Origin of the sequence: Brucella pseudogrignonensis (genome assembly GCF_002252525.1) — a bacterium.
Classification (GTDB): Bacteria; Pseudomonadota; Alphaproteobacteria; order Rhizobiales; family Rhizobiaceae; genus Brucella; species Brucella pseudogrignonensis.
This window is the reverse complement of sequence record NZ_NNRM01000017.1, coordinates 548,059-564,811: the sequence shown is the minus strand read 5'-3', so window position 1 is coordinate 564,811 and position 16,753 is coordinate 548,059. Positions and strand designations below refer to the sequence as shown.

Here is a 16,753-nt window from a genome sequence, read left to right as displayed (position 1 = left end):
ACAAGACTGACAACACTCCGCTGCTTGCTTTCAAATTTTGCGACCGCTTTAAGCCTTCCGCGCTTCCTTGATCGCGTCGATCAGGCTCCGCTCGTTCATCACGCCTCCGTAAAGCCGGGTGCCGATAACGAAGGACGGCGTACCGCCAAAATTGAACGCTTCGCCCTGCTCCATGTTGCGCGCAAGAATGCCGTCGATCCGCGCAGCATCCGCCTTGTAATCGGCCTCAAGCTTCTTCGGATCAAGGCCACCCTTCTTCAAGGCTGCATCGGTCTGATCTTTGGTCAGACGACCGGGCGTCAGCATCATGGCTTCCATAGCCTTGACGTAATTTCCCGACTTTTCTGCCGCCAGCACCAGACGCGCCGGATAGGCCGAATTGTCACCGAAAATGATCCAGTCTTTGAGCACCAGACGCACATTGCCGTCTTTCTCGACAACGCGCATCAGCTCAGCATGGCCCTTTTTGCAGTAAGGGCACTGATAGTCGAAATATTCCACAATGGTGACGTTGCCGTTAGGATTACCAAGGACCGGGATTTCCTTGTCATAAAGGACATCGGCCACTGTCGGCACACGCTGGGCGAAGCTCTCGCCGCCAGAAATGGCAATCGTTGCGGCACCGGCTACAGTTGTAGCGAGCATCTGGCGGCGGTTCATCATCAGCTTTCTCCTTGTGCAGATTGAGTCTTGCTCAGGACCACAACGCGGCTTCCACTGGATACGCGTTTATGAAGATCGAGAATGTCCTGATTGAAAAGACGGATACAGCCCGACGAAGCAGCCTTGCCGATTGACCAGGGTTCGTTGGTGCCATGGATGCGATAAAGCGTGTCTTTGCCATCGCGATAAAGATAGAGCGCACGCGCGCCGAGCGGATTGCGAATGCCGCCTTCCAGACCATTGGCGTATTTCGCATAATGATCAGGATTGCGCTTGATCATATTCTGCGTTGGTGTCCAGCGTGGCCATTGCGCCTTGTAAGCAACCTGCGCCTCGCCGCTGAAGGTCAGGCCAGCACGGCCCACGCCAACGGAATAGCGCATGGCCTTGCCACCGGGCTGCACGAGATAAAGATAGCGCGTATAGGGATCGACAATGATTGTGCCGACCGGGTGGCTGGTCTGATAATCGACCTGCTTGCGAAGATTGCGTTCGGCAATCTTACTGAGATCGAGTGCTGCAATGTGATTGCCGCCGTCGGTGACAGCACCGTACATCACTTCATATTCGCTCTTTGCCGTCTGAACTTCCGGCTCCGGTAGAGGCTCAACGACAGGTGCAACAGCCACTGGCTCAGGTGCGACGACCGCTGGTTCGGGCATGTTAACAACGACAGGCCTGTCGGATGTCGTAGTACAGGCCGCAACTGCCAAAGGCATAAGGCCAATCAATATCAGCCGCGCCAGAGACGGCGCTGCCTTTGCAATTTGATTATATGTCGTCAATTTCCCCAACCCCAATGTCCCCGAGCCATGATCAATCCTAAAAGCCTTGCTTCTGGCCGGCGTTAATGAGTCCGACCGAACGTTCAATTGTTGCCGACGAAACGTCGCCAACCAAGCGTGTACCTTCAGGTTCCTTGCTGGCATTGTTGAAGAAAACCATGGTCGGCGGGCCTGCAACTTTGAGCTTTGCCATGAGATCGGCATTGCCCGCATTCAGGTCCGAGACATCGGCCTTGATAAGCTGATATCCGCCCAGCGCTTTCTTCACGCCTGCATCCGGCAGGACGCGCCGCTCCACAGTGGAACAGCTGACGCACCAATCTGCCGTGAAATAGACCAGCGTCGGCTGATCGCCGCGCGCCGCATCCAGCTTTTCCTGAAGGGCAGAAACCGTTTCAACCGGCGCGAATCGAAGCTCGGCCAAATTATGGTTAACGTCACGGTTAACCAATGCCGCCAGCGGTTGCAATGGATCGCGACCACCGGAAGCAACGCCGAGCATCAGAATAACGCCATAAACGAAGGCGGCAGTACCAATCGTGCGCGCAACCACGCTGCGATCCGGGATTTTGAGGAAAGCGAAGCTCGCCACACCAAACAGCAGCAAAGCCCATAAAACCATATCCACGCCCGATGGCAGCAAGGGTGCAGCCATGAAAATCGCGGTTGCGAGAAAACCAAAGCCGAATACCTGCTTGACCGCCTCCATCCACGCGCCTGCACGCGGCAAGGTGCCAGCACCCAGCGTCGCAAAAGCAATCAACGGCAGACCTTTACCGATGCCAAGCGCGAAGAGCGCGCTGGCTCCGAGTGCTACGTTGGCCGTCTGTGCGATATAGAGCAGCGCACCAGCAAGAGGTGCAGTCACGCAGGGGCCGACAATCAGCACCGAGGAAAAGCCGAGGATTGCAGCAGAGCGCTTGGAACCGGTGCGTTGGCCGGTTTTAGCCGAGATTGCACTGACCCATGAGGATGGGAGCTGTAACTGGAACAGGCCGAACATTGACAGAGCAAGCAGTGTGAAGATGCCAGCCAGTGCAAGCGCCATCCATTTGGATTGCAGCACCATTTGCAAATTCTGGCCCGACCAGCCAGCAATTGCACCGACGACAGCAAACCCGAGCGCAAGGCTGAACACATAAGTACTGGAAAGCACGAAGCCGCGTTTCGCCGTCAGTTTTTCGCCTTCCCGCGCCAGCGTTCCTGCGACAATCGGGTAGATTGGAAACACGCAAGGCGTGAAGGCCAGCAGCACACCGAAAGCAAGGAAAGCTGCAATCACCAGTGCCGAACCGCCCTGATCAAGAAGATTTTCGATCATGCCTTTTTCGGGGGCGAGCGCGAAAGCTTTGCTCTCAGCCGCGGGAGTTGATGCGGCGGTGAACACGGAGCCGTTCGTAAACGCTTTGCCCATCTGAGAGCTGACGGCGAGCGTTACGGGATCAATCGTGCGGGTTTCAGGCCGATAGCAGATACCGTCTTCCTGACACCCCTGATAGGTCAGCTGAATGGGTTCGCTACCCGCCGGAACACTGGCACTTGCTCGCGTGTAATAAACTTCTAGCCGTCCGAAATTCGGATCATCCTTGGCGATACCCGGTTGCGTATCAACGGTGAGCGCTGCGCCTTTCGCATCTTTGGCTTCGATATGATCGCGATAGAGATAATAACCGTCGGAAATCTGCCAGTTAAGCAGGAGCTGGTTGTCGCCATCCTTCACAACACTTAGACGAAAAGCATCATCGACCGGCAGCGGGTTTGCAGCCAGCGCAGGTGAAAGAGCAAACATAAGAAAAGCAGCAAGTATCGCGAAAAAGCGCATTCGGGTTATTCCGGGTAATTTGATTCGTGCAAAATAGTTTAGGTTGTAAAAAGCAAATGCTGTCGTCACCTTAAGGCAGCCTTAAGCTGGCAAAGCGAGAAGCCGCTTACAGATGAAACAAGGCGGAAACAGGAAGACACATGCGCATTCTGGTGGTTGAAGACGATGCAATCCTGCTCGACGGACTTTCCGTGGGTCTGGGATTAGCCGGATTCACCGTGGATGCCGTTGCAAACTGTGGAGATGCAGAGGCCGCCCTTGCTGCCCAGAATTACAACGCGGTTGTGCTTGATCTGATGCTGCCGGATGGCTCTGGTCTCGACATTCTGAAGTCCATGCGACAGGCCCGCGATGATACGCCAGTTCTGTTGCTGACCGCCCGCGATCAGGTACCGGAACGTATCGCAGGACTTGATGCAGGCGCTGACGACTATGTTGGCAAGCCGTTTGATCTCCATGAACTCGCAGCGCGTGTGCGTGCCATTGCTCGGCGCGGCACAGGGCGCGCAAGTAGCACGCTTGAATGGCAGGGCGTGGAACTCGATCCGGCTGAAATGTCGGTGCAGTACAAGGGTGAGCCGCTCCGCCTGACCCGCCGTGAGTTTTCGATATTGCGTAGTTTAATGGAACGTCCAACGGCGACAATCTCCAAGTCATCGCTTGAAGAAGCGCTTTATGGCTGGCAGGAAGAAGTCGAAAGCAACGCGGTCGAGGTGCATATCCATCATCTGCGATCCAAGCTTGGTTCAGGCTTCATCGAGACAGTGCGCGGTGTCGGCTACCGGCTTGCGAGGGAGCAAGCATGAACTCCATTCGCAGTCGCCTGACCGGTATATTGATCGGCATCACCTGTCTTGTCTGGTTGTTCGCCGTTATCTGGATTCATGTGAGTACCCAATCGCGACTTGAAAAAGTGCTGGATGCGCGCCTCATGGAAGCGGCTCGTATGGTCAATTCGCTTTTGATCGAGCGGCGCGTTGAGGTTAATCCCGATGGCGACGGCGGACAGCTTTCACTCAAGCCGATGGATGATTTTCCCCATTATGATCGCCAGCTTTTCTGCCAGATCTGGGCAATCGACGGCAGACTTGTTGGACGGTCCGAAAGCGCACCGGGTGAACGCCTGACCGATGTGGCCAATGGCTTTTCAGATACAGTTGTTGCTGGGGACCGCTGGCGGGTGTTTGCGGTTGAAAATACAAAGCTCGGGCTGCGTGTGATGGTGGGCGACAGCCTATCAGTGCGAGAGCGGCTTGTGCAAAACGTGGTGACGGGTGTGGTGCTGCCTGCCCTGCTCCTGCTTCCAATTCTTGCTATCCTGATCTGGCTTTGCGTCCGGCGCGGGCTTGATCCGTTGAGCAGTCTCGCCGGCACTTTATCCAAACGCGATGCGCGGGATTTGCGACCGCTTTCGGAAGAGAAGTTGCCGTCCGAAATCAGCCCGGTGGTTTCGGCTTTGAATGATCTGTTCCATCGTGTGGAAGAAGCCCGCGAGCGCGAGCGCAATTTTGCGATCTTTGCAGCGCACGAATTGAAGACGCCGCTTGCAGGCCTCAAGACACAGGCACAGATCGCCGAGGGTGCCAAAGACGACGCCATGCGCCTCAATGCAGTACGCCAAATTGCATCGGGTGTTGATCGCACCAGCCGTCTCGTCAATCAGCTGCTGGACCTTGCAGCCCTTGAGACTGGTGATGAAATGGAGCCACCATCGCCGGAGCCAGCCTGTCAGCTGCTTGTTTCGATCTCGACCGACATGCGTATGCTTGCCGCACATCGGGGCGTGAAGATCGAGCTGCCCGGCAATCTGCCGCTTGTGACGATGCAATATCCGCATCTCTTCACACTTGCCATGCGTAATCTGATCGAGAATGCCGTCAATCATTCGCCTCAAGGCGGGTCTGTGCGATGCAGTCTCGAAAAGGCTGATGATCAGGTTGTTTTCACTGTCGAAGATGATGGCCCCGGCATTCCGCCGGAAGACATGGCTTATGTGACCGAGCGCTTTTATCGCGGTGCCAATAGAAGCGAAAATGGCAGCGGTCTGGGTCTGGCCATCGTGAAGATGGCGGCAACGCGTATGGGCGGTGAAGTGCAGCTTCATAATCGTTCTGAAGGTGGCTTGCGCGCCCTCCTCATCATCCCTGCTCAGGCTGCGACATAAATTCCCGCCTGTGTAGGTTGACGGGTCAGGCTTTCGGCGTATTATGCAACTGCAAATCATTTGCAATTAAGGTCAGAATATTCATTCAGATTTCAGACATAGCTTTTGATTAAAGAAGCCGAGACTGTTCATGCTGTTTAATCCTCGATCTGGGCCTAAAGCCGCGCAGCTCTTGCCAGAAACCGTCCCTCGTTCTGACAAGGAATGGGCCAAGCAGCAGACAACAGCAGTCAAAGCGATTTTAAGACGGGCCGGGTTACGCCCGACCCGTCAGCGTATTGCGTTAGGATGTATGCTTTTCACGGAGAAACACCGGCACGTGACCCCGGATATGCTGAATGAAGAAGCATTACTGCTGGGCGAGAAGCTATCCGTTGCAACGGTTTACAACACGCTCAATCAATTTTCCGATGCGGGCCTTGTCCGCAAGATAAGCCTGCATGGCGAACGTACCTATTTCGATACGGATACTGGCGACCACGCACATTTCTACATCCACGACGAAGACCAGATCATCGACATTGCAACAGACGATATCGGCATTGGCCCGCTGCCCGCTCCGCCTGCTGGCTACAAGATCAGCAAAGTGGACGTTCTGATCCATCTGGTGCCGGAAACTGACATCGCCTGATTTCCCGGAAAACTCCCAATTCGTCGCAGGTCCGATTAGAGCTCTTTGATTTAGATCAATGACACCCTCTCGTAGAGAGCCGATAGAAAGGCATCGCTATAGCTGTCGTTACTCAGACAGCTTCTGACTTGCGCTGCGAGGGGATTAAATGAACTACGCCGCTGGAACAGTCCTGTCTGGTCTGGGAGCACTTTTTGCTGTGCTTCTGGCCGGATTTTCTCATGATGAGTTGTTCAGAACCCATATGTGGATTCTGTTCGCTACACTCGCCATCTTCACCATCTTGCTGATGCGCAATGCCGATTACGGCCTTGCGCCAAAGAAGGTCGATCAGTCCACCTATATGGACGGACCGATCCGCTACGGCGTGATCGCAACGGTCTTCTGGGGTGTGGTTGGCTTTCTGGTCGGTGTGGTTATCGCAGCCCAGCTTGCCTTCCCCGATCTCAACTTTGAACCCTATCTGAACTTCGGTCGTCTGCGCCCGCTGCACACTTCAGCGGTTGTTTTTGCATTCGGCGGCAATATCCTGATCGCTTCGTCGTTCTATGTCGTGCAGCGCACCTGTCGCGCGCGCCTGATCGGTGGTGATCTGGCCTGGTTCGTGTTCTGGGGATATCAGCTTTTCATCGTGATGGCTGCAACCGGCTATCTGCTTGGGATTACCCAGAGCCGCGAATATGCTGAACCGGAATGGTATGTCGATATCTGGCTCACCATCGTCTGGGTCGCCTATCTCGTCGTCTTCCTCGGCACGGTATTGAAGCGCAAAGAGCCGCATATCTATGTGGCAAACTGGTTCTACCTGTCCTTCATCATCACAATCGCCATGTTGCACATCATCAATAATCTGGCGATCCCGGTATCGTTCCTCGGCGTGAAGAGCTATTCGGCTTTCGCAGGCGTGCAGGATGCCGTGACCCAGTGGTGGTATGGCCATAATGCGGTTGCGTTCTTCCTGACCGTGCCATTCCTTGCGATGATGTATTACTTCGTGCCCAAGCAGGCAGAGCGTCCGGTTTATTCCTACCGCCTGTCGATCGTGCACTTCTGGTCGATCATCTTCCTCTACATCTGGGCTGGCCCACACCATCTTCATTATACCGCTGTTCCCGATTGGGCACAGACGCTCGGCATGGTGTTCTCGATCATGCTCTGGATGCCTTCGTGGGGTGGCATGATCAACGGTCTGATGACGCTTTCTGGCGCATGGGACAAGGTTCGTACCGACCCGATCATCCGTCTGATGGTTGCAGCTATTGCCTTCTACGGCATGGCGACCTTTGAGGGTCCGATGCTGTCGATCAAGGCAGTCAACTCGCTCTCCCACTACACTGACTGGACCATTGGTCACGTTCATGCGGGTGCGCTGGGCTGGAACGGCATGATTACCTTTGCAGCCGTTTACTACCTCACACCAAAGCTGTGGGACCGTGAACGCCTCTACTCGATCCGCATGGTCAACTGGCACTTCTGGCTCGCAACACTTGGCATCGTGCTCTACGCCGCCGCCATGTGGGTTGCAGGTATCCAGCAGGGTCTGATGTGGCGCGAATACGACGATCAGGGTTTCCTCGTCTATTCCTTCGCCGAAACCGTGCTCGCCATGTTCCCTTACTACGTGATCCGTACTGCAGGCGGTCTGCTTTACCTCGCCGGTGGACTGGTCATGGCATGGAACGTCTACCAGACCATTCGCGGCAACCTGCGCAAAGAAGCCCCTATGGGCGGTGCCCGGCCTGCTGCTGGCGCCACAATGCAGCCAGCCGAATAAGGAGTGTGATTTATGTCTATCCTCAAAAAACACTCCAAGCTGGAGAGAAATGCAACGCTGCTGCTGATTGCTTCGCTTGCCGTGGTAACGGTCGGTGGCATCGTTGAAATCGCACCGCTGTTCTATCTCGAAAATACTATCGAGAAGGTGGAAGGGATGCGTCCCTATTCACCGTTGGAACTCGCGGGCCGCGACATCTATGTGCGTGAAGGCTGCTACCTCTGCCACAGTCAGATGATCCGTCCGTTCCGCGATGAAGTGGAGCGCTACGGCCATTACTCTCTGGCGGCTGAATCCATGTACGACCATTCGTTCCAGTGGGGCTCAAAACGCACAGGGCCTGACCTTGCGCGCGTTGGCGGTCGTTATTCCAATGAATGGCACGTACAGCACCTTATCCGCCCGCGTGACGTGGTGCCGGAATCGGTCATGCCAAGCTATGCCTTCCTGAAGGACCGTCCGCTTGATGCCAACAATATTGCAGCCAATCTGAAGGCCAATGTGGCGGTCGGCGTTCCGTACACGCAGGAGATGGTCGACAACGCGCTGGCTGACCTTCAGGCACAGGCCGATCCAAACGCCGATACGTCGGGCATCGAGGGTCGTTATCCCAAGGCACGCCTTGGCGATTTTGACGGCAACCCGCAGGTCATTTCGGAGATGGACGCGCTGATCGCCTATCTGCAGATGCTCGGCACCCTCGTTGACTTCTCGACCTACGATCAGTCCCCCAAAGCAAGATAAAGCGGAGATTTAGCGATGGATTACAATACCCTACGCACTTTCGCCGATAGCTGGGGCCTGCTTGCCATGGCTCTCTTCTTTGTCTTTGTCATTCTTTTTGCCTTCCGTCCGGGAAGCAAAAAGAAGGCTGATGAAGCGAAAGAAATTCCATTCAAGGACGAGAAAAATGACTGACAAACAGATTGATGAAGTCAGTGGCGTTGAGACCACCGGCCATGAATGGGACGGTATCAGGGAACTTGACAATCCAATGCCACGCTGGTGGCTGTGGACCTTCTACGCAACGATTGTCTGGGCTCTTGCCTATGTGATCGCTTATCCGGCATGGCCGCTGATTTCCAACTCAACGGCTGGCTTGATCGGTTGGTCGAGCCGCGGCGATTTCTGGAAAGAAAACGCAGAGATTGCTGCCGGTCGTCAGGGTATCATCGACCAGATCAAGGCCAAGGATGTGCATGAGATTCTGGCGGATGAAAATCTGCGCCAATATGCGATTGCAGGCGGCGCTGCAGCGTTCCGCGTCAATTGCGTACAGTGCCATGGCTCTGGTGCGCAGGGAGCACCCGGCTATCCGAACCTGAACGATGACGATTGGCTGTGGGGCGGCTCGGTTGACGACATTCTGACGACCATTCGTCATGGTGTTCGCTCGCCTGACGACAGTGAAACCCGTGTTTCCGAGATGCCTGCTTTTGCTGATGTTCTCGAACCACAGCAGGTGCGTGAAGTGGCAGCCTATGTGGTCAGCCTTTCCGGTACACCCCATGATCCCGCTATGATTCCAGAAGGCCAGAAGGTCTTCAGCGAAAACTGTGCGGTCTGTCATGGCGGCGATGCCAAGGGTATGCGCGAGTTCGGCGCACCAAACCTCACCGACGCGATCTGGTTCTATGGTTCTGGTGAAGACGCCATTGCCCGCCAGGTCTCTCATCCAAAGCATGGCGTAATGCCTGCCTGGGAAGCGCGCCTTGGTGATGCGACGGTTAAACAGCTCGCAATCTTCGTCCACTCGCTTGGTGGTGGCGAATAACACACAAGCACACCCCGAAAAGTCGGAACCGGTTTTCGGGATGTGCGTGAATAAAAGTAACTGGCCCCGCTTAGACGGAAAAGCAGGGCCAGCCGAACTGGAAATGCATCAGAACGGACGGCGAATAACCACCCCGCTCTCAATCATTGCAAGCGTGATATGACCGGCAAGCCAGCTTCTGTCTGTCCGGCATCATGCTTCAGGAGCAAGGCAAATGTCAGATGATGTCGAACGGATAGACGTTCAGGCAGTCAATTCCCCCAAGATCCGCCAGTCGCTTTATGCGGCGCGGGTGAAAATATTTCCGAAGCGCGTTCAGGGTCAGTTCCGGCGCTTCAAGTGGCTCGTCATGCTCATCACATTGGGGATCTACTATCTGACGCCTTGGCTGCGCTGGGATCGCGGGCCTTATGCACCGGATCAGGCGGTCTTGATCGATCTTGCCAACCGCCGTTTCTATTTCTTCTTCATCGAAATCTGGCCACAGGAATTCTACTACGTGGCGGGCCTGCTTATCATGGCGGGCCTTGGTCTGTTTCTTGTCACCTCTGTCGCGGGCCGCGCATGGTGCGGCTATACCTGCCCGCAGACCGTCTGGGTTGATCTCTATCTGGTTGTCGAGCGCGCCATCGAAGGCGACCGCAATGCACGCATGAAGCTCGATAAGGCCCCATGGAGCTTCGACAAGGTCTGGAAGCGCGTGACCAAACACGCGGTCTGGCTGCTGATCGGCGTTCTGACGGGTGGTGCGTGGATCTTCTATTTTGCCGATGCGCCAACGCTGCTGATGGATTTTGTGACCGGCCATGCCGCGCCCGTCGCCTATATGACCGTCGCGATCCTCACCGCTACGACTTATATTTTTGGCGGTCTGATGCGCGAACAGGTCTGCACCTATATGTGCCCCTGGCCACGTATTCAGGCAGCAATGCTCGATGAGAATTCGCTCACCGTCACCTACAATGACTGGCGCGGTGAACCACGTTCACGCCATTCCAAGAAGGCAATTGCTGCGGGCGAAACCGTGGGCGATTGCGTGGATTGCAACGCCTGCGTTGCCGCCTGCCCTATGGGTATCGATATTCGCGACGGGCAACAGCTTGAATGCATCACCTGTGCGCTTTGCATCGATGCCTGCGACAGTGTGATGGACAAGGTTGGCAAGGAACGCGGCCTCATTTCCTATGCGACGCTTGCTGATTACAATTTCAATATGGCGCTTGCCACAAATGACGGCACTGCAACCATTGACCCTGCCCGCGTCTACAAAGCACCGAATACGTTCTCGGATAAGGTGCAGAAGCTTTCCTGGAAGAAAGTGCTGCGCCCGCGCAGTATCTTCTATTTCATTGTCTGGGCGCTTATCGGCCTGACGCTGGTGATCTCGCTTTCCATGCGTCAGCGGATCGGCATCAATGTGCTGCACGACCGGACGCCGCAATATGTGTTGTTGTCCGATGGTTCGATCCGTAACGGTTATACGGTCAAGCTGCTCAACATGATCCCGGTTCCGCGTACTTTCCGGCTTTCGATCGAAGGTTTGCCGGGGGCGGAAATCACGGTTCAGGACGAGACACCCGATGCCGATGGCAATTACGATGTTCCGGTCGAACCGGATCGCCTGAAAACTCTGCGCGTTTTCGTGACCATGCCGCATAGCGCAATCACCGAGAACCGCAAGGATTACGAAATCGAAGTGCGTGATGCGGACGGCGCAGAACACGCGCGCTACAAAGCAACCTTCATGGCTCCGGAGGGCAGATAATGTCAGTGAAAACGAAGACTTCAGGCGCATTCACCGGATGGCACATGCTGGGCATCATGGTTGCATTCTTCGGCGTCATTATCGCCGTCAACGTCACGATGGCTTACAAGGCCGTCAGCAGCTGGAGCGGACTTGTTGTCAAGAACACCTATGTCGCAAGTCAGGAGTTCAACGACAAAGCCGAGACCGGCAAAGAACAGGCGGCGCTTCAATGGCAGTCACAGCCGACCTTCGCAGAAGGTGTATTTACATGGCGCCTGACCGACCGTGAAGGCAAGGCCGTTACTTTGACCGGCGGCACCGTCGACTTCAAACGCCCGGTCGGCGATGTGCATGACACCAAAGTCTCTCTCACTGTTGCGGAAGAAGGTGTTCTGACCGCACCGCTTGAGCTTGGCGAAGGCGCGTGGATCATGGAAGTCAATGCCGACGCCAGTAAAGATTACGGCCTCGACGACCCTTATCGCCACATCATCCGTGTTCTGGTGAAGGACGGGAGGATCTTATGAGTTGCTGCGTTGAAAATGCACAGATAGCCACCGTCATTCAGGCCGTTTCGCCGGATGAAATGCAGGTTGCAAGTCGTGCGCTCGGCGATGGTTTGCGCCAGCTCGATCTCTCGGTTCCCGGTGTTCACTGCGGCCTTTGCATCAAGACGATCGAAGATACGCTCGGCAAAATCAGCGGTGTTGCCTATGTCCGCGTCAACCTGACAGCGCGTCGTGTCACCATTCGCTGGAAGGATGGAGAGACACCGCCTGATGTGGTCGATCCGCTGCGCCGTCTCGGTTATGAAGCGCATATTTTCGATATGGTGCAGGACAAGGATCCGACCTTTACGCGGCTGTTAATCGCGCTTGGTGTTGCAGCCTTTGCGTCGAGCAATGTGATGCTGTTGTCGGTTGCGGTCTGGTCGGGTGCGGATGCCGCCACCCGCGATATGTTTCACTGGATTTCCGGCCTGATCGCACTGCCGACGCTGATTTATTCGGGCCGGATTTTCTATGTTTCCGCCTGGAATGCGCTGCGCACCCGTCGCGTGAACATGGATGTGCCGATTGCGCTCGCCATTTCGCTTGCCTTCGGCATGAGCGTTTATGAGACGATGAACCATGGTCAGCACGCTTATTTCGACGCTTCTGTCTCGCTGTTGTTCTTCCTGCTGATTGGCCGCACGCTCGATTACCTGATGCGCGCACGCGCACGCTCCGCCGTGCGAGGTCTTGCCCAGTTAAGCCCGCGTGGTGCCGTGGTGATTGGCGATAATGACGAACGCAACTATCTACCGGTCAATGAAATCCGCATAGGTCAGCGGATCATCCTTGCCGCTGGCGAACGTGTGCCTGTTGATGCAAAAGTCGAAGACGGCCGTTCAGAGCTTGATTGCGCGATTGCATCAGGCGAAAGCGATGCGGTTCCAGTCGGTCCCGGCTCGGATATTCGTGCGGGAACCATGAACCTCTCCGCCCCGCTCGTCATTCGCGCAACCGCTGAAGCCAAGGATTCCTTCCTTGCTGAAATGGTGCGTCTGATGGATGTCGCTGAAGGTGGCCGCGCTTTTTATCGCCGTCTCGCTGACCGGGCCTCGGAACTTTATGTGCCGATGGTGCATACGATTGCTTTTGCGGCCTTTGTCGGTTGGATGATCTATACCGGCGGCGACTGGTATCGCTCGATCTATATTGCGATCTGCACGCTCATCATCACCTGCCCCTGTGCACTGGCGCTTGCGGTGCCAATCGTTCAGGTGGTGGCAGCCCGTCGCCTGTTTGAAAACGGCATCATGATCAAGGACGGCTCTGCCATGGAACGTATGGCCGAGATCGATACCGCCGTATTCGACAAAACCGGTACGCTAACACTTGGTCAGGCCCGCCTGATCGATCTTGATGCAATCAACCCGAACAATCTCGAGATCGCGTCTGAGCTTTCTCTTTATTCGCGCCATCCGCTTTCGCGAGCGCTTGCGCTGTTTTCAGGCGCAAAGCCAATGACCGCCTTCACCCGAATTGAGGAAATTCCGGGCGCTGGTATTGAAGCCGAACTGAACGGCACAATCTATCGGCTTGGCAAGCGCGAATGGGCGGACAGCGATGCAAATGCTGCTGCTTCCGATGGTCCAGAAACCTGCCTCTCCATCGATGGCAAGCTGGTTCAAACTTTCCGCTTTGAAGATCAGCCGCGCGAAGATGCAGCGAGCGCCATCGGCGCGCTGAAACGCAATGGCTTGAAGCTGGAAATCATTTCCGGCGATAAATTGCCTGCAGTGAAAAAGCTTGCCGGTTATCTTGGTGTCGATACCTATCGCGGCGAAGTGCTGCCTGCGGACAAGTCACAGCTTGTGCAGGAACTGACCAGCAATGGTCGTAAAGTGCTGATGGTCGGTGACGGTCTTAATGACGCCCCCGCCCTTGTCGCAGCGCATGTTTCAATGGCGCCGGCAACCGCTGCGGATATTGGCCGTAACGCTGCCGATTTCGTATTCCTGCGCGAAAGCCTCGCTGCCGTGCCGCTGGCTTTTGCCGTGTCAAAAGAAGCAGGCCGGTTAATCAGCCAGAACTTTGCACTTTCCATCGGCTATAATATCATTGCTGTGCCGATTGCGATTTTTGGTTATGTGACACCATTGGTGGCAGCACTTTCGATGTCGCTGTCCTCTATTGTGGTTGTCAGCAACGCCATGCGGCTGAGGGCCGGAAAACAAAAACAGCAGGCGCAGACCACTGTCGCACCTGCTGTTGTTCTCAAGGAAGCGCACAAATGAGCGGACTGCTTTTCCTTATTCCTATTGCGCTTGGCCTGGGTGTTCTGGGCCTTGCAGGCTTTCTATGGTCATTGAAAAACGGTCAGTATGAAGACCTCGACGGCGCCGCCAACCGCATTTTAATCGATGATGACCGCTTTCCCGGAAAGAAGGAGGAATCGTTATAACAGAATCCCGATTACGGATTCTGAGTCGTTATAACTTAACGCCCCCTCCCCCTTTTGCTTGAGCGCTAGCCCGTTATCAGAATAGCGCGGAGATCATTTACATTGGTGCCGGTTGGCCCCGGCACGAACAGATCACCGATAGCGTCAAATGCGCTCCATGCATCATTGGCGTTAAGCCGTGCCGCGCCATCTTCGCCAGTCTTTTGCAGCCGCGAAACCGTTTTCCCATCTGCAAACGCGCCGGCATTGTCTTCCGAACCATCGATGCCGTCGGTATCAGCCGCCAGTGCGTGAATATTCGCATAACCATCAATATCGAGCGCAAAAGCCAGCAGAAACTCGCTGTTGCGGCCACCCTTGCCGCCTTTGGCGCGGATGGTCACGGTGGTCTCACCACCGGAAAGCAGCACAATCGGTTTTTTGAATGGGCGATCACGATCCGCCACTTCGCGCGCGATTGCTGCATGAACATGCGCTACTTCGCGTGCTTCACCTTCCATTGAATCGGACAGGATTACCGCCTCGACCCCATGACGCTCGGCTTCCTTTACGGCTGCTTCCAGCGAAACAGCAGCGGACGCAATCACCCGCACTTCGTTATCGGCAAAGATTTTATCATCGGGCTTTGGTGCATGAGCCTTCTCGCTTTTGATATGCGTGAGCACGGCATCGGGAAGTTCAAGCTTGTAACGTTCGATGATTTTGAGCGCATCATCGCGAGATGTTGCATCAGGCACGGTTGGGCCTGAAGCGACAAAGGCAGGATTGTCGCCGGGAATATCGGAAACCACCAGCGAGAAGACTTTTGCCGGATGTGCATGCGCTGCCAGCCTCCCGCCTTTAATGGTCGACAGATGTTTTCGCACCGCATTCATGGCTGATATCGGCGCACCAGAGGCAAGCAAAGCTTTGTTGACAGCAATCTCGTCGGCAAGTGTCAGACCTTCAGGCGGCGATGGCAGCAAAGCCGAGCCTCCACCAGAAATAAGCGCCACAACAAGATCATCTTCGGTGAGGTTGGACACAGCATCGAACAGCCGTTTTGAGGCCGCAAGCCCGGCATCATCCGGCACCGGGTGCGATGCTTCAATGATCTCGATGGTTTTGCAAGGTGCGCCATAGCCATAGCGCGTGACGACAATGCCTTCGATTGGTGCGTCCTCGCCCTCATGCCGCTCCGCCCATGCGCGCTCGAAAGCGGCTGCCATCTGTGCCGAGCCCTTGCCTGCACCAATCACAATCGTCCGGCCCTTGGGCTTGGCAGGCAGATTGGCGCGAATAACCAGTTCGGGATCAGCAGCCGCAACCGCTGCATCGAACAGACTGGTCAGAAACTTCTTCGGATCGGTGATAGCAGTCATGAGATTCCCGGTATTGATTATTGTTTTTAGAGCGCATCCCGAAAAGTGTGAAACGGTTTTCGGATAAGATGCGCGTAAGAAAGCGATAATCAGCACTATTTCGTGCTGCGCATATAAAAGCAATGGAGCCGGCCATCTCCCTCCAGATAACCAGCTCCACCCTCTCCCCTCCAGAGAAATCAAACTTGGGGACTAGGCAACATCATGGTTCGCCATGCGCTCCAGCGCGCGCACCAGTCCCGAATGATCGAGACCATCATCGCCGTGTGCCGCACAGGAATTGAACAATTCCTGTGCGGTTGCGGTGTTTGGAAGCGAAACGCCGAGAGCCTTTGCGCCCTGCAATGCAAGGTTCAAATCCTTCTGGTGCAGCGAAATTCGGAAACCCGGATCGAATGTGCGCTTGATCATGCGTTCGCCATGCACCTCCAGAATGCGCGATGACGCGAATCCACCCATCAGTGCCTCGCGCACCTTGGCTGGATCAGCCCCCGCTTTGGACGCGAAGACCAGCGCTTCGGCTACGGCTTCAATATTGAGCGCGACAATTATCTGATTGGCGACCTTGGTTGTCTGGCCATCGCCGCAATCACCTACCAGCGTGATATTTTTGCCCATGAGTTTCAACAGTGGCAGCGCCTTGTCAAAAGCATCCTGCGCACCGCCTGCCATGATGGAAAGGCTGGCATTTTTCGCACCAACCTCGCCGCCAGACACAGGCGCATCGATATATTCGGCACCGGTTGCGCGGACTTTCTTTGCAAACTCCTTGGTTTCAATCGGCGAAATCGAACTCATATCGATGAGCGTCTTGCCTTTGCCCAAACCTTCGGCAACACCATTTTCGCTGAACAGAACGTCCGCTACCTGTGGCGTATCCGGCAACATGAGAATGATTGTCTCGCATTCGGCTGCGACTGCCTTTGGCGTTTCAAGAACGCTCAGCCCTGCATCGAGCAAATCCTTGTGCGGCGGTTGCGTGTGCTTCGAAGTAAAGAGCTGATGGCCTGCATTTTGCAAATGCTGCGCCATTGGCTTGCCCATGATGCCAAGCCCGATAAAACCAATATTTGTCATAACCGT

General features: G+C 55.3%; 16 protein-coding genes. 11 read left to right on the top strand and 5 right to left on the bottom strand.

Going from position 1 to position 16,753, the window contains the following annotated elements:
- Positions 1 to 48: 48 nt before the first annotated feature.
- From CEV34_RS09230 to dsbD, 3 genes are read right to left on the bottom strand one after another with little or no spacing between them, the layout of a single operon-like run.
- On the bottom strand, positions 49 to 663 hold the full coding sequence (locus CEV34_RS09230; RefSeq protein ID WP_007873619.1) for a DsbA family protein: 615 nt from the start codon (positions 661 to 663) through the stop codon (positions 49 to 51).
- The gene (locus tag CEV34_RS09225; RefSeq protein ID WP_007873618.1) at positions 663 to 1,448 is read right to left on the bottom strand and encodes a L,D-transpeptidase; all 786 of its coding nucleotides are present in this window, start codon (positions 1,446 to 1,448) and stop codon (positions 663 to 665) included. The genes CEV34_RS09230 and CEV34_RS09225 overlap by 1 nt, the downstream gene beginning before the upstream one ends.
- A gap of 37 nt (positions 1,449 to 1,485) precedes the next feature.
- Positions 1,486 to 3,270 carry a protein-disulfide reductase DsbD gene (dsbD, locus tag CEV34_RS09220; protein ID WP_007873616.1) on the bottom strand — a complete coding sequence of 595 codons (1,785 nt, stop codon included), beginning with the start codon at positions 3,268 to 3,270 and terminating at the stop codon, positions 1,486 to 1,488.
- Between the two features lie 140 nt (positions 3,271 to 3,410).
- Here dsbD and CEV34_RS09215 point away from each other — a divergent pair, with 140 nt between their 5' ends.
- From CEV34_RS09215 to ccoS, 11 genes are all read left to right on the top strand, one after another.
- Positions 3,411 to 4,076, top strand: a complete 666-nt coding sequence (locus CEV34_RS09215) for a response regulator (protein WP_007873615.1) — start codon at positions 3,411 to 3,413, stop codon at positions 4,074 to 4,076.
- Positions 4,073 to 5,434 (top strand): ATP-binding protein, encoded by a 1,362-nt coding sequence (locus CEV34_RS09210; protein ID WP_007873614.1) that lies wholly within the window; start codon positions 4,073 to 4,075, stop codon positions 5,432 to 5,434. Before CEV34_RS09215 ends, CEV34_RS09210 begins: the two co-directional genes overlap by 4 nt.
- A 130-nt stretch (positions 5,435 to 5,564) precedes the next feature.
- A complete protein-coding gene (gene irrA, locus CEV34_RS09205) occupies positions 5,565 to 6,065 on the top strand; it encodes an iron response transcriptional regulator IrrA (RefSeq protein WP_083898622.1) in 501 nt (166 codons plus the stop codon).
- Between the two features lie 148 nt (positions 6,066 to 6,213).
- The gene (gene ccoN / locus CEV34_RS09200; protein ID WP_007873607.1) at positions 6,214 to 7,839 is read left to right on the top strand and encodes a cytochrome-c oxidase, cbb3-type subunit I; all 1,626 of its coding nucleotides are present in this window, start codon (positions 6,214 to 6,216) and stop codon (positions 7,837 to 7,839) included.
- Positions 7,840 to 7,851: 12 nt separating this feature from the next.
- A complete protein-coding gene (gene ccoO, locus CEV34_RS09195; protein ID WP_007873605.1) occupies positions 7,852 to 8,583 on the top strand; it encodes a cytochrome-c oxidase, cbb3-type subunit II in 732 nt (243 codons plus the stop codon).
- Between the two features lie 15 nt (positions 8,584 to 8,598).
- A complete protein-coding gene (locus CEV34_RS09190; RefSeq protein WP_007873604.1) occupies positions 8,599 to 8,757 on the top strand; it encodes a CcoQ/FixQ family Cbb3-type cytochrome c oxidase assembly chaperone in 159 nt (52 codons plus the stop codon).
- Positions 8,750 to 9,613: a cytochrome-c oxidase, cbb3-type subunit III gene (gene ccoP, locus CEV34_RS09185; RefSeq protein ID WP_007873603.1), complete on the top strand. Its 864-nt coding sequence runs from the start codon at positions 8,750 to 8,752 to the stop codon at positions 9,611 to 9,613. The genes CEV34_RS09190 and ccoP overlap by 8 nt, the downstream gene beginning before the upstream one ends.
- Before the next feature lie 214 nt (positions 9,614 to 9,827).
- Positions 9,828 to 11,378 (top strand): cytochrome c oxidase accessory protein CcoG, encoded by a 1,551-nt coding sequence (gene ccoG / locus CEV34_RS09180; RefSeq protein WP_007873602.1) that lies wholly within the window; start codon positions 9,828 to 9,830, stop codon positions 11,376 to 11,378.
- Entirely contained in the window at positions 11,378 to 11,887 is a 510-nt protein-coding gene (locus tag CEV34_RS09175) for a FixH family protein (RefSeq protein WP_007873600.1), read from the top strand. The genes ccoG and CEV34_RS09175 overlap by 1 nt, the downstream gene beginning before the upstream one ends.
- Positions 11,884 to 14,142: a cation-translocating P-type ATPase gene (locus CEV34_RS09170; protein ID WP_007873598.1), complete on the top strand. Its 2,259-nt coding sequence runs from the start codon at positions 11,884 to 11,886 to the stop codon at positions 14,140 to 14,142. Before CEV34_RS09175 ends, CEV34_RS09170 begins: the two co-directional genes overlap by 4 nt.
- Positions 14,139 to 14,309 (top strand): cbb3-type cytochrome oxidase assembly protein CcoS, encoded by a 171-nt coding sequence (gene ccoS / locus CEV34_RS09165; protein ID WP_007873596.1) that lies wholly within the window; start codon positions 14,139 to 14,141, stop codon positions 14,307 to 14,309. Before CEV34_RS09170 ends, ccoS begins: the two co-directional genes overlap by 4 nt.
- 65 nt (positions 14,310 to 14,374) lie before the next feature.
- On the opposite strand, the gene CEV34_RS09160 is transcribed toward ccoS, so the two are convergent.
- Positions 14,375 to 15,670, bottom strand: coding sequence for a glycerate kinase type-2 family protein (locus CEV34_RS09160; protein ID WP_007873595.1), 1,296 nt, complete (start codon positions 15,668 to 15,670; stop codon positions 14,375 to 14,377).
- Positions 15,671 to 15,862: 192 nt separating this feature from the next.
- Positions 15,863 to 16,747: a 2-hydroxy-3-oxopropionate reductase gene (locus CEV34_RS09155; protein ID WP_007873594.1), complete on the bottom strand. Its 885-nt coding sequence runs from the start codon at positions 16,745 to 16,747 to the stop codon at positions 15,863 to 15,865.
- Between the last annotated feature and the right edge of the window lie 6 nt (positions 16,748 to 16,753).

Excerpts from the sequence above, each read along its gene's own strand:
- irrA (WP_083898622.1), top strand. The coding sequence starts at position 5,565 with ATGCTGTTTAATCCTCGATCTGGGCCTAAAGCCGCGCAGCTCTTGCCA.
- CEV34_RS09230 (WP_007873619.1), bottom strand. The coding sequence starts at position 663 with ATGATGAACCGCCGCCAGATGCTCGCTACAACTGTAGCCGGTGCCGCA.
- ccoN (WP_007873607.1), top strand. The coding sequence starts at position 6,214 with ATGAACTACGCCGCTGGAACAGTCCTGTCTGGTCTGGGAGCACTTTTT.
- CEV34_RS09210 (WP_007873614.1), top strand. The coding sequence starts at position 4,073 with ATGAACTCCATTCGCAGTCGCCTGACCGGTATATTGATCGGCATCACC.
- CEV34_RS09155 (WP_007873594.1), bottom strand. The coding sequence starts at position 16,747 with ATGACAAATATTGGTTTTATCGGGCTTGGCATCATGGGCAAGCCAATG.
- ccoG (WP_007873602.1), top strand. The coding sequence starts at position 9,828 with ATGTCAGATGATGTCGAACGGATAGACGTTCAGGCAGTCAATTCCCCC.
- ccoS (WP_007873596.1), top strand. The coding sequence starts at position 14,139 with ATGAGCGGACTGCTTTTCCTTATTCCTATTGCGCTTGGCCTGGGTGTT.
- dsbD (WP_007873616.1), bottom strand. The coding sequence starts at position 3,270 with ATGCGCTTTTTCGCGATACTTGCTGCTTTTCTTATGTTTGCTCTTTCA.
- CEV34_RS09175 (WP_007873600.1), top strand. The coding sequence starts at position 11,378 with ATGTCAGTGAAAACGAAGACTTCAGGCGCATTCACCGGATGGCACATG.
- CEV34_RS09170 (WP_007873598.1), top strand. The coding sequence starts at position 11,884 with ATGAGTTGCTGCGTTGAAAATGCACAGATAGCCACCGTCATTCAGGCC.
- ccoP (WP_007873603.1), top strand. The coding sequence starts at position 8,750 with ATGACTGACAAACAGATTGATGAAGTCAGTGGCGTTGAGACCACCGGC.
- CEV34_RS09215 (WP_007873615.1), top strand. The coding sequence starts at position 3,411 with ATGCGCATTCTGGTGGTTGAAGACGATGCAATCCTGCTCGACGGACTT.
- ccoO (WP_007873605.1), top strand. The coding sequence starts at position 7,852 with ATGTCTATCCTCAAAAAACACTCCAAGCTGGAGAGAAATGCAACGCTG.
- CEV34_RS09190 (WP_007873604.1), top strand. The coding sequence starts at position 8,599 with ATGGATTACAATACCCTACGCACTTTCGCCGATAGCTGGGGCCTGCTT.
- CEV34_RS09160 (WP_007873595.1), bottom strand. The coding sequence starts at position 15,670 with ATGACTGCTATCACCGATCCGAAGAAGTTTCTGACCAGTCTGTTCGAT.